The organism is Rossellomorea arthrocnemi (assembly GCF_904424705.1).
In the GTDB taxonomy this organism is placed as follows: Bacteria; Bacillota; Bacilli; order Bacillales; family Bacillaceae_B; genus Rossellomorea; species Rossellomorea arthrocnemi.
The window spans coordinates 178080-190534 of the sequence record NZ_CAJGBF010000006.1; the positions used below are offsets into that span (position 1 = coordinate 178080).

The following is a 12455-nucleotide window of genomic DNA, read 5'->3' on the forward strand; positions in this document are numbered from 1 at the left end:
TATAAATTGGTAAACAAATTTAACTAAAGTTTATATAACATGTAATATAAGAATAGGATGTGTAAAATAATGGAGCTTTCCAATCTATTTTGGAGTGCCTCTTTGGAAGAACTGAAAAGAGGGTTTGTTGAAGAAAAAGATTCATTTATCTGTCTCATGTGCGGAGAGAACATTGAAAAAGGGATGGTTTACCCTTATAAAGACAAATTTTATCTGCCTGAAAAATATATGCGTGTTCATATTGAGCACTCGCACACATCGGTATTCGATTATCTAATTAGTATGGATAAAAAGCTTACAGGGCTTACGGATCATCAAAAACGTTTGTTGTCCCTATTTTATCAAGGGAAAAATGATAAAGAAGTCCAGGAAGAATTGGATATTGGGAGTGCCTCCACCATCCGTCATCACCGGTTTGCTTTAAAAGAAAAGGAGCGTCAGGCCAAGACCTTCCTGACCATGATGGAATTACTGAAAGAAAAAGATGAAAACGCCCCGACGTTTGTGCCCGTTCATAAAACAGCCACTATGGTAGACGAGCGGTACAACATCACTCAGGACGAACAGGATCACATACTGAATAAATACTTCTCTGAAGGGACATTGACTACATTTCCTCCTAAGGAAAAGCAAAGGCTGATCATCCTTCGGGAAATTTCAAAACAATTGAATGAAGACGATTTCTACGATGAAAAAGAATTAAATCAATTATTGAAAGGCATTTATACCGACTATGTACTCATTAGAAGATATCTCATCGAATACGGTTTTGTAGACCGCAAACCCGATGGAAGCAAGTACTGGTTAAAAAAATAAGGCTTGCTTTTGAAGAAGCATGTAGTGGTGGATTTCTTAGCAAATAGTAAATAAGGACGATTTAACTCTGCCACCAAATGCTTCTTTAGAGGGGGAGGGGAACTGCGTAGACTCCTACGGAAAAACGGGCGTGCCGAGACCCCGGGAGCAAAGTGAGAGGTTCGGCCGAACGTCCCTGGAAAGCGGAACAGTCCCCCTCACCCTGCAGCACACACTCCATATCAGAACATGTGCAAATAATGTATTTGTAATCATAACCACAATCTTTGTGAAAAGAGCCAAAAATAAAGATATACAGGAGGGCTATACCATGGATCGAAAAAGAGAATTGAAACAACAGTATAAAGAGACACCCGTTGAAGCAGGTATCTTTCAAATCATGAATCAACAAAACAATAAAATCTTCATCGGGAGCACGAAAAACCTGAAAACCTTGAACGGGATTAAGTTCATGCTTGAAAACAACGGATTCACCACCAGCAAAGCATTACAAACCGAATGGAACCAGTTTGGGAAAGACGCTTTTACTTTTGAACTTCTGGAAAAATTGAAAAAGAATGATGATCCTTTTATTACTGAAAAAGAAGCATTGGCTGAGTTGGAAGAAAAGTGGCTGGAGAAAATGCAGCCTTATGGGGAACTGGGATATAATCAGAAGCAGATAAGATGATCACACAAAAACGCTCAGAATAAGGTACCGACCCCCGAAAGTTAGAGTGAAAAATCTAACTTTCGGGGGTGTTTTTATGGCTAAAAACCTGGAACCGCCAATAGAAGCAAATAGATACATAGGGTTTTTAATTTAATGGCCGATCCTTCTTCCTTCACAGCAATCGGTTCATTTGTGGACAAGCTATTTTGCAAGGGTATTCCCTCCACTCTTTTATAACTTTTTTTCCAGAATGATCTTATGTATGCCTTTTTCATTTGTATACGTATTGATGACATCAAAACCATTCTTTATATTGAGAATCAGCATACTGCGCCATTTATTCATTGTTTTGGTTTGCACCACCGTATAACCAATTTCTTTCAAGGTTTGATGCTGCCGTTTCATCAATTCTGCCGCAATTCCCTGTTTTCGATATTCCGGATCCACGCCGCCCAACCAGCTGTAAAAGGTGTTGTTGGCCAGTTCATAGCCTATTTTATATCCAATGACTCTGGAATCGTCCATCGCTATATCTATTAATACTTCAGGCTTATTGGCCATTTTAGTGATCAGGTCCTCCGAACTTTCAAATACGGATTGATGTAATGTCACCATTCCATTCACGATATGGGCTTCGGGTAACGAGAGAAACTGATTGTAATGAATACTCAAGTCGTTGCCTCCTCATCAAGTTAATAGTTTAGGAGTAAGATAATGTAACAGTTCATCCAACGATTGAATCTCGTCATCTGGCTTTATATCAGAATCGTTTTCCATTCCACTTGGATTGAACCATATACCCTTGAGACCTGCATCTTGACTCCCACCAATATCCTTCTCCAGGTCATCCCCGACGAATAATGCGTCTCCCGGTTGTACTTGAAGCTTATTCAGCGTCAATTGGAATATGCGTTTATCGGGTTTCACCAATTCCGCTTCCTCGGAAATCACGATGGTTTCAAAACACTCATGTAAACGGGTATTCATGATTTTCGCTTTTTGTCTATGTGTAGTACCGTTTGTAATAATCGCTATATCCATATGTTCCTTGATCGCCTTCATAAGATGGACGGTATGCTCACTGATTGAAAAACATTGAGGAAAATGAAGATTCCAGAAATCCTGAATCTGTGTCAACTGATATACCGGTGGAAATTCATCAAAAAACGATCCGAATACAACTGTTTTATCACTGACGCCATAGCCTCTCTTGTCATATTTCTTGAACGCACGCAGCATTTCCATTTTCATTGCATTATCTACATTCCCATAACATTTTTCCAACATGATATGGAATATGTTATCCACTGCCTGATTTCGATCGAGTAAGGTATCGTCTAAATCAAATAGCATGGCTTTGTACTTCCTCATACCTAATCACACCCTTCTTACTACCAATTATTTCAAATTATATTCACTTACTCAAGATAAATCTTCTCAGAAAAGGACTTACCCACTTTTGGGTAAGCCCTTATTTTCATTAAACTTCTACATATATTCCTAAACGATCTCCATCCATGTCGACGGCCTTCATGCTTTCTCGTTTCTCAAACGTCATGCTTTTGATCAGGAGACTGCCTTGCAGTAAATCTTCAAACTGCTCCACTACCTCTTTCATCGAATCATCCACATCCAACACGAGGTCCACTCGCTGTTCCACCGGCAGGTTCAATTCTTTTCGATACTGCTGAACGGCACGAACGAGCTCACGGGCTTTCCCTTCTTTCCGGAGATCCTCTGTGATCGTTGTATCGAGGAAGACGCTGAACGTTTGATTTGAAGCCATTTCCAACCCTTGATGAGTCTTTTGATGAACGATGAGATCATCTTTCTCCACAGAAACCAATTCACCGGTTGGAGACTGACATTCAACATACCCTTGCTCTACAACCTTCTTCGCTTCCTCAGGTGATAAGGTTTGTAAGTGCTTCTGTGCTACACCTACCAGCTTCCCGAGTTTCGGACCGGCAGTCGGGAAGTTCAGCTTCAGTTCATACTGCACGGAATCCCCTGCATTGTCCTGCAATTGAACCTTCTTCACATTGATTTCATCTTTTATGATGTATTCATACTTCTGAAGTTGTTCTGTATCTTGTTTTGAACCAACCACCGTAAGCTCTGATAGGGGCTGTTTCGTTTTTATGCTTGTCATATTTCGCGCTGACCGGGCAAGCTCCACGACTTGTAGCACATGATCCATTTCCATTTCAAGCGCTTTGTTGATCTCATCTTGGTTGGCTTTAGGAAAATCAGCCAGATGCACGCTTTCACCCGTTAAGTTCATATGGATATCTTCTGCGATGAACGGCGTGAACGGTGCCAGCAACCGGCTTACATTGACTAGTATTCGATGTAAAGTGTGATACGCCGCCAGTTTATCTTCATTCAGCCCTTCGCTCCAGAAGCGTTCCCGTGACCTCCGGATATACCAGTTGCTCACCTGATCTACCAGGACGGTTAACTCTCTGGCCCCTGCGGTAAAGTCATATTGGTCTAAATGATCCGTTACGTTTGTGATCACCGTATTTAATCGCGATAACACCCACTGATCAAGTAGTGAAGGAGTTCCGGTTTCGTATTTTTCTGGATCGAATCCATCGATCACGGCATACAGGGTGTAAAAGGAATGAACGTTATTCAGTGTGTCGACCAGCTTTGATTTTGCCTGGCTTACGACGTTTTCTGAGAAGCGTTTATTATTCCAAGGGGCACTGTCTGCGAGTAATGCCCATCTGAGAGCATCGGCACCGAACTTTTCAACGAGATCCATTGGATTGATGACATTCCCTTTACTTTTAGACATTTTACGACCGTCTTCATCGAGTATGTGCCCGAGTGATAATACTCGTTTATAGGGCGCTTTCCCGGTGAAAAGTGATGAAACCGTCAACAGGCTGTAGAACCATCCCCTCGTCTGATCGACGCCTTCTGCGATCACATCTGCCGGGAACTGTTGATGAAATAACTCTTCATTCTCAAATGGATAGTGGTACTGCGCAAACGGCATCGAACCGCTGTCAAACCAGACATCTATCACTTCTTTCGTCCGTTTCATCTCATGAGAACAGGACGGACATTCCACGATCACTTCATCAACATACGGTTTGTGTAGCTCAAGATCGTCACTCCAACCGCTTTTTACATGTTCTTTCAGCTCCTGAACGCTTCCGGGGACGAACTGATGGTCACAGTCCCCGCAAACCCAGACGTTCAACGGTGTTCCCCAGTAACGGTTCCTGCCCAGGTTCCAATCCACCATATTTTCGAGGAATTTCCCGAAGCGGCCCTCTTTCATATGATCCGGATACCACTCGACGGATTGGTTGTTCTTGATGATCGTGTCTTTTATAGCGGTTGTCTTGATGAACCAGCCTTCCATTGCGTAGTAGATGAGTGGTGAGTCACAGCGCCAACAGTGCGGATAGCTGTGTTCGTACTTCTCCTTGGAAAAGAGAAGATTCTTGTCCGCCAGCATCTTGATGATCTTCACATCGCTGTCCTTTGTAAATTCCCCTGCAAGAGGCTCGAAATCATTGGTATAACAGCCTTTTTCATCCACAATATTGACGAAATCCAATCCGCTTTCTTTGATGGCATTGTAATCGTCTTCCCCATGTGCAGGTGCCAAATGAACAACCCCGGTTCCGCTGTCATCGGTCACAAACTCCGCCGAGATCACTTCATGTCCGTGGTCAAGGGTGAGGTTGTTGAAAGGAGGCTGATACGAAACCCCAACCAATTCGCGGCCTTTATGCTCACTGACTACTTCAAAATCGTCATCAAGCACATCGTTCACAAGGCTTTTTGCCAGAATATACGTCTCTTCTCCACGTTTAGCTTTCACGTAATCTACTTCTTCATGGACGGCGAGGGCCACATTTGACGGAAGCGTCCAAGGTGTCGTCGTCCAGCCAAGAAAGTATTCATGCTCTTTTCCTTCCACCTTGAATTTAGCGGTCGCGGAAAGATCTTTTACATCCTTATATCCTTGGGCTACCTCATGGGAGCTGAGGGAGGTTTGGCAGCTCGGGCAATAAGGAGTGACCCGGTGCCCTTGATAGAGTAAACCTTTCTCATGGATCTTGGAAAGAATGTGCCACACACTTTCGATGTAATCATTTTGAAGGGTTACATAGGGATCATCCATATCGACCCAATATCCGATGGCCTCGGTAAACGTACGCCACTGCTTCTCATAATCGAATACGCTTTTTTTACATTCTTCAATAAATCTTTCAACACCGTACTCCTCGATTTCTTGTTTACCGGACACGCCGATTTTCTTTTCGACGCCCAATTCCACCGGCAAACCGTGCGTGTCCCAGCCTGCCTTCCGTTTGACTTGATATCCACGCATGGTTTGGTACCTTGCAACAAAATCTTTTATCACACGTCCGAGGACATGCCCTGCATGGGGAAGCCCGTTGGCAGTCGGCGGTCCTTCATAGAACACAAATGACTTCTGGCCTTCCCGGTTTGCTACTGATTTTTCAAAAATATGATTCGAATTCCAGAGCTCCTGGATTCGCTGCTCCCTCTCCACTGACTTTTCGGTTACATTCACCTTTTCCATGTCATCACACCTTCTTTTATATAAATAAAAAAACCCGCCCCTAACAAAAGTTAGGGACGAGTTTTAACCCGCGATACCACCCTGATTCTGTCCATAAACTATTTCTCAGTTTAGTTGACAGCGCTCATGCAACGTACAATCATACGCGTTCCTTGTAACGGCGGAAACCCGTCAAAGCTTAAAATACCTTCAGCTTTGCTTCTCGGAGAGGATATTCAATATGATCTGAACGTTGACTTTCACCAACTGTCAACTCTCTGTAGAACAGACTCCATACCTACTCGTTCTCGTCATGGAATGTAAGTGATCCAATATATGTTAGAACAAATGTAAATGATACGGGTTGAATTTGTCAATATATTTATTTTATTATAGACAGTGCTACATCTATCCATTCACTATTCTTTACTAACAACTCAAGTTATGTATATAATAAATATAGTAAAGCACACTAAAAAAAGGAGTCCTGACGGCAATCAGGACCCCTTCCACAACATAAACTGCATCGAAAGTGCAGCGGCTCACTCAGAGTCAATCGAAACGAAGTAATCATCAATGATCCTCATGAGCGGTGGGGACGATGGTTACTTCTTTTTTTGTGTAACCGCGACAATTGCTACAATCAATGTTCCAAATCCGATCATAATTTGTAATACATCTCCTACAGCAATCATTAGCGTATCACCTCCCTTCTTTCGGGAGTGTGAGCCGCTACCCCATCTTCCGTATTATGTTGTGTATTTCCATTATATCACAGGCACCTGTTAGATACTCCCTTTAGAATGGACCACTCTGAAAATTTGGTACGGTAAACTCCATACATTCTTAGAAGAATAATTTTAAGTGAATTTTGGCGTACATCTGCGATTTCGTGGAGAAACCTCCTCTTCACTGCCTCTCATTGAGACAAACGAAACAATTTTAGTTCTAAAGTAGTGGTAAAATATACACCGTTCACTGAGAATGGATCGATCTTCATCAAGGAGAGAAAATGAAATATAATCTCGGCGATATCGTAGAATATGAAGATGAATTGTACACCATATTCTGGATCTATGATTCTGAATATGTGGAATTGAGTTCGGATGAGAAGAAATGTGTGTTAGCCAAAGCGGAAGAAATCAGGTTGGTACGAGCTAAATGAGAATGAACGTATAGGAATAGACCGAAAGAACGTGATACTTACGGAGACGATCCATCTCAGTGCACTTTGTTCAGCCGGGACTGAGAACATTTAAGGAAAGAGAGGAAGCATTTAATAGGAAACAAAAAATAACTAAATTTAACCTCATTCCAGACACGAATGTATTTTTCAGATTGGGGCCAAAATTATCGACCCTTTCCCTACATGCATCCCCCTTATTTCTCCCGGATCTCTCTTTAGCTTGCATCCAAATAAACTGTCCAAATAATTGGCCTTTTACATACCGTGGCACTTCCAGCTTGATGAAGATTCTCTTGCATTGAGGGTAAGAGAACCTTCCATCTGCTTCTTATCCATTATTCTCTCTCTTTCGGCCAGGATCCCTGCTGTTTGCGAATGAATACTATTTGTCCTATATGGTATGCGTTATGCAAAATCTGACGAGCGAGAATCCCTGCAAGCTCCTCCTGCATATGACTTTCATCAACCTTTGCCAAAGATTTACGCACATTTTCACAAATCAGATGCGTCTCTGTCACTACTTCTTTCCATTTTTCTGAATCTGTCGGATCTCCGCTATCCCCAAACGTATCCATCTCAAAGGTTGACTTCCATTTAGGATCTACCGGACCACCGATATCTCCAAATGAAGCATTTTCAACAGATAATCCTTTGCCGGACGTTGCATCATTCATTTGCCTGATAAGTAGGGCATTGTAAACATTAAGATGCTTTACCGTTTGCCAAATTGTATTTCCTCCTCCAGGTGGTTCCCAGCTTGCTTCTCTGGAACCTACACCCTCAAGAGTCCTTTCCAGTGGCAAAAACCAGGTTTCCGTATCCCAGCAAAAATCAAATTCCATGCGAAAAGCATCTATCAGTCCCATTTTCATCTGCTATCTCACCTCGGGTTCGGATTAAACAGTGTTACCAAAACGCAACGACTGTTTTCAGAATAATGAAAGTTTTGTCATCATTATCTACGAACCCCCGGATTTTATCAACTCCAGTGCAAAGGGTTGTCATGTGTTTCTACCCTAACTGGCGTTTAAATACCTTACTGGAAATAAAGAAAGCGATGACCATGATGCCGATGCACCAGGCAAGCGACGTCCAGATATCGTTTCCGACCGTTCCCCCATTCAAAAGGGCACGAATGGCATTCACGATGGCAGTCACGGGCTGGTTCTCTGCGAACACCCGTACAATGGTTGGCATCGTTTCCGTAGGAACAAAAGCCGAGCTGATAAATGGCAGGAAGATCAACGGATATGAATATGCCGTCGCCCCTTCCATAGAGTCTGCCGTCAATCCCGGAATAACAGCAAGCCATGTCAGAGCCAATGTAAACAGTACTAGCACTCCTGCTACCCCTAGCCACTCCAAGATATCAGCACCAGAACGAAAGCCCATCAACAGCGCAACGAGAATGACCACCATAACGGCAAGCAGATTCGATACAAGTGAAGTCAGGACGTGTGCCCATAATATCGAGGAGCGTTTGATCGGCATCGTAATAAAACGCGCCATCAGTCCGCTCTTCGTATCCGTAAAGAGCCGGTGTGATGTATAAGCGACACCTGACGCAATCGTAATCAACAGAATTCCGGGTAACAAGTAATTCACGTAGCTGTCCGTCCCTGTCTCGATGGCACCCCCAAATACATAGACGAACAACAACAGCATCATAATCGGAGTAACGGCAACTGTGATAATCGTATCAGGACTCCGTAAAATACCGCGCATCAATCGGCCAAACAATACCCCTGTGTTACTGTTCATTTTTATTTCCTCCTTTTTTGCCAATGATCGAGAGGAAGATTTCCTCTAGCGTCGGCTGCTTCTCGATGTACTCCACTTTCGCAGGCGGGAACATTTCCTTCAGTTCATTAAGGGTACCTGTCGTAATAATTTCCCCCCCATGAAGAATGGCGATGCGGTCTGCCAGCTGCTCAGCTTCCTCCAGGTACTGGGTCGTCAGTAAGATAGTCGTTCCACCCCCCGCAAGCTCCTTAACGGTTTCCCAGACTTCCATCCTTGCTTCCGGGTCCAACCCTGTCGTCGGCTCATCGAGAAAGATCACAGGTGGTGCCCCGATCAGGCTCATGGCGATGTCAAGCCGACGCTTCATTCCGCCAGAGTACGTATCTGCACGCCTGTCGGCCGCTTCCGTCAGACTGAATCTTGTTAAAAGGTCATCTGCGATGCGGGACGGATTGGATACTCCCCGCAACCTGGCAATCATACCCAGATTTTCCCTTCCTGTCTGGATACCGTCCAGGGCAGCAAACTGTCCTGTCAGGCTGATGCTCTGGCGGACCTGATCCTGTTGATGCTGAACATCAAAGCTGCAAACACTCCCTTTACCGCTATCCGCCTTCAATAGCGTCGAGAGGATATTGACGATCGTTGTCTTACCCGCTCCATTTGAACCGAGAAGCGCGAATATCTCCCCAGGCTGCACCTCAAAATCCACACCCCTTAAGACTTCCTTGTCTTTGAAGGATTTTTTTAATCCTTTTACTGAAATCGCTGGATTACTCATGTATTTTCCTCCTTTTATATTCAACACTACTAAGTGCGACTGGTAATCAGTATCACTTACTACTAAGGTAAAAAAACAACTGAATAGTCTTGGTTCAGCCTTTATCACCAGCTGACTATTCAGTCGGTATACCCGATTGGATTCACTTTTTTCCACGACCGATCGTATCATTCAACTTCGTCCGGTGCTTGTCACTCCATGTTTCAGAGTCTTTCACCAGTTCATCACAGAAAGCGGCTACGTCTTCACCAGTGAGGTCAGTGACTTCCCTGCCTTCCGCTGCCCCAACTTCAAACAGATCCAGAATGCCATTAAAGATTCGGCTCGTGTCTTTCCAGTCTGTAAGACCTCCGGCTGTCCACATATATTTCTGAATCGCTTTGTAGGCATTGTGGTACTCACTTGGCAGTGTCTTCGCACGGGCTTCCATCGCTCTCCATTCACGCTTGTCGGCCATACTTCCAGTAATCTTTTCAATAAATTTCATCTTATCCTCTCCTTATGATTTCTTTTGTTTTGAGTTCGTTCATTTTGCTTGAAATGAATTCCCATTTCCCCCAAAATATCTCGAGCTTCTCTTGACCCGCTTCATTCAGGGTGTAAAATTTCCTTGGCGGCCCTACAGTGCTTTTCTTCTTCTCAATATTCACCAGATTGTTTTTCTCAAGGCGCATGGTAATGGTGTATACTGTGCCTTCCACCACATCCGTGAAACCAAGTTCTCTCAGCTGCTGCGTGATCTCATAGCCATACGTTTCCCCACGGCTGATGATCTCAAGCACACAACCTTCAAGCACCCCTTTCAGCATTTCTGTGAAGTTTTCCAAACATTCACCCCCTGTATTTATCCTCTTGTACTCAGTATTACTAACTACCACTATATAGTATGACAAAGTAGTGAGTTTTGTCAACCCAATTAATAAAAGCTGAAGATGAAAGATTCGATCTTCAGCTTTGCCTGTGTTTATTTAAACAGTCATTTCTCCAGTAACCCATCCCTCAATAAACTTTTCTAGTGAAGATGCCACTACCCTTTGACTCCCATCTTCGTGATTCCATATGTAAATATCTTCAGATTGTATTCTGCAATTTACGATCAGATAACCAAATAAATCACCATTGCCTGCGTCAGAAAAAAACAACAAAGAATTCTTATCATGTTGATGGACCGTCCTACAAAATACATTTTCCCTGACCAGCTGTTCGGTTGACCAAATGAATGATATCCCATAGTTGCCAGAGACCCCATTTGTTTCGTTGTATAATTCAGCCAGCGTCCCCGGCAGTTCAAGCTTTAATGTATCTTTCATTGCAGACATCTCTGATTCAGTTGCGGGTGCTTTGAACTGACACTCCTTCGATATACTGCTGAAATAATCCCTCCATTTCATTATTCTTTACCTCCTGAGATTTTTATTAAATGGTGTTTTCTTAAACATTGTTGCTTTTTGATGGAGCGAGTAGTGGTTGATTACAGCGAGAGGTGATCACTTTCCGCGGGGCGTGAGTTGAGCCTCCCTCGGGCTTTTGCCCTGTAGGGTCTCAACTTGTCCAGCTCCGGCGGCTAGCCCCTCGAGGTCATAAGCTAAATGGACTAAGAAGGCAAAGAACGCCTTCTTAGTCCATTTAGCTTATGCTTGTCGAGACTGAACGAGCCGCCTCCGCTTTTCTGCCTTTCCCGCTATTCCCTCAGGAGTCGAGCACTTTCCGTTCCAATCAACTTTCAAAGCGTGTGTGTCTGAAATAGACATATATAAATACCTTACGTTCTAACTCTAGCCTCTTTCTAAGTGTTGAGTGATCAACGCCCAGCTCTTTTGATCGCCTCTCACCATCTATCCAACACCGGTTAACAGAACTCAGGCAACAAATTGTTCAAAAGCAACAATCTTTACGATAAGAGCCATTGGAAAACAGTCTCCAATTCCCCTCGGAAACCACTTCTACTTCTCCATCGATCACTATGATGGCAGTCTGATCATCAATCGCATACGACGGTCCATGTATCCCTGCTGCCCATCTCTCTGCATCTGCCATGGTGTTTTCCGGCAGCATCTCATGATCCAGATGGGGAAATATTGAAAAATCAACCATCCCCAGTGTTTCATCCCCACCTGTTGGAGGATTCCAGCCAACAAAGGCTTCCCCGATATTTGGCGACATCACCATACTCCCTGCACTCATGCCCACATAAACTGCGTTAAGCGACGGCAAGAGATCTGCAAGGCCGGATTGTCGCATCCAGTGAGCCAAGTAGAGAGCGTCTCCACCTGATACCAAAAGGACATCCGTCTCCCTGACAAGCGGCACCCAGCGGTCTTCACCGATGCTTGGCAACGCTGTAAGTTCCAGCACTCCGACGGACTTCCATCCCAGATCGACCATAGGATTCTCAGAATTCCCGCTGATGAACTCCCATGTCCTGACGCCGGGACCGACCCAGAGGTGTCCGTACATGGCAGTGGGGATGCACAGGGCGGTGGAATCGGCGATCGGTTTATTCAGCATGGTAACCAATGCCTCGTGTATGCTTTTGTTATTGACACCTGCGGATGTAAGCAGAAATTTCATCATTTCATCTCCTTGTAAGTATCATTAGGATATCAATCCTTTGAATTTACCTATTAACGTATATCACTTACCAACCCTAAGTCCTTTGGTTTGGGTGCTCATTCTTCCATTTACCTGCCCTGTTGGTTCAATAAGAAATTCAACCAAAAAGGTC

The 12455-nt window shown here is 43.8% G+C and carries 14 protein-coding genes and 1 other annotated feature; of the genes, 3 read left to right on the forward strand and 11 right to left on the reverse strand.

The features are described from left to right. Positions 1-69 precede the first annotated feature (69 nt). Positions 70-816, forward strand: a complete 747-nt coding sequence (locus tag BAA9072_RS11080; RefSeq protein ID WP_201714735.1) for a DUF2087 domain-containing protein — start codon at positions 70-72, stop codon at positions 814-816. 310 nt (positions 817-1126) lie between these two features. After that, the gene (locus tag BAA9072_RS11085) at positions 1127-1486 is read left to right on the forward strand and encodes a GIY-YIG nuclease family protein (protein WP_201714736.1); all 360 of its coding nucleotides are present in this window, start codon (positions 1127-1129) and stop codon (positions 1484-1486) included. A 213-nt stretch (positions 1487-1699) separates the two neighbouring features. Here the strand turns inward: BAA9072_RS11085 and BAA9072_RS11090 are convergent, their stop codons facing one another. From BAA9072_RS11090 to BAA9072_RS24225, 4 genes are all read right to left on the reverse strand, one after another. Next, a complete protein-coding gene (locus tag BAA9072_RS11090) occupies positions 1700-2140 on the reverse strand; it encodes a GNAT family N-acetyltransferase (protein WP_230980828.1) in 441 nt (146 codons plus the stop codon). A 15-nt stretch (positions 2141-2155) separates the two neighbouring features. Further along, on the reverse strand, positions 2156-2839 hold the full coding sequence (locus tag BAA9072_RS11095; protein ID WP_230980829.1) for an HAD family hydrolase: 684 nt from the start codon (positions 2837-2839) through the stop codon (positions 2156-2158). 109 nt (positions 2840-2948) lie between these two features. Further along, positions 2949-6041: an isoleucine--tRNA ligase gene (gene ileS, locus BAA9072_RS11100; protein ID WP_201714737.1), complete on the reverse strand. Its 3093-nt coding sequence runs from the start codon at positions 6039-6041 to the stop codon at positions 2949-2951. A gap of 49 nt (positions 6042-6090) precedes the next feature. After that, positions 6091-6344, reverse strand: a binding site (T-box leader). Between the two features lie 281 nt (positions 6345-6625). Continuing rightward, a complete protein-coding gene (locus BAA9072_RS24225; protein ID WP_230980830.1) occupies positions 6626-6715 on the reverse strand; it encodes a putative holin-like toxin in 90 nt (29 codons plus the stop codon). A 317-nt stretch (positions 6716-7032) separates the two neighbouring features. Between BAA9072_RS24225 and BAA9072_RS11105 the strand changes: the two genes are divergently transcribed. Continuing rightward, a complete protein-coding gene (locus BAA9072_RS11105; RefSeq protein ID WP_201714738.1) occupies positions 7033-7185 on the forward strand; it encodes a hypothetical protein in 153 nt (50 codons plus the stop codon). A gap of 356 nt (positions 7186-7541) precedes the next feature. Here the strand turns inward: BAA9072_RS11105 and BAA9072_RS11110 are convergent, their stop codons facing one another. From BAA9072_RS11110 to BAA9072_RS11140, 7 genes are all read right to left on the reverse strand, one after another. Beyond that, on the reverse strand, positions 7542-8078 hold the full coding sequence (locus tag BAA9072_RS11110) for a DinB family protein (protein WP_201714739.1): 537 nt from the start codon (positions 8076-8078) through the stop codon (positions 7542-7544). Positions 8079-8217: 139 nt separating this feature from the next. Continuing rightward, positions 8218-8967: an ABC transporter permease gene (locus BAA9072_RS11115; RefSeq protein WP_201714740.1), complete on the reverse strand. Its 750-nt coding sequence runs from the start codon at positions 8965-8967 to the stop codon at positions 8218-8220. Beyond that, positions 8957-9730, reverse strand: coding sequence for an ABC transporter ATP-binding protein (locus tag BAA9072_RS11120; RefSeq protein ID WP_201714741.1), 774 nt, complete (start codon positions 9728-9730; stop codon positions 8957-8959). Before BAA9072_RS11120 ends, BAA9072_RS11115 begins: the two co-directional genes overlap by 11 nt. Before the next feature lie 142 nt (positions 9731-9872). Further along, a complete protein-coding gene (locus BAA9072_RS11125; protein ID WP_201714742.1) occupies positions 9873-10217 on the reverse strand; it encodes a DUF1048 domain-containing protein in 345 nt (114 codons plus the stop codon). Position 10218: 1 nt separating this feature from the next. Next, complete coding sequence (locus tag BAA9072_RS11130; protein WP_201714743.1) at positions 10219-10557, reverse strand: PadR family transcriptional regulator; 339 nt, start codon at positions 10555-10557, stop codon at positions 10219-10221. Between the two features lie 141 nt (positions 10558-10698). Further along, a complete protein-coding gene (locus BAA9072_RS11135; RefSeq protein ID WP_201714744.1) occupies positions 10699-11121 on the reverse strand; it encodes an SMI1/KNR4 family protein in 423 nt (140 codons plus the stop codon). A 484-nt stretch (positions 11122-11605) separates the two neighbouring features. Next, positions 11606-12301 (reverse strand): Type 1 glutamine amidotransferase-like domain-containing protein, encoded by a 696-nt coding sequence (locus tag BAA9072_RS11140; protein ID WP_201714781.1) that lies wholly within the window; start codon positions 12299-12301, stop codon positions 11606-11608. Positions 12302-12455: the final 154 nt, after the last annotated feature.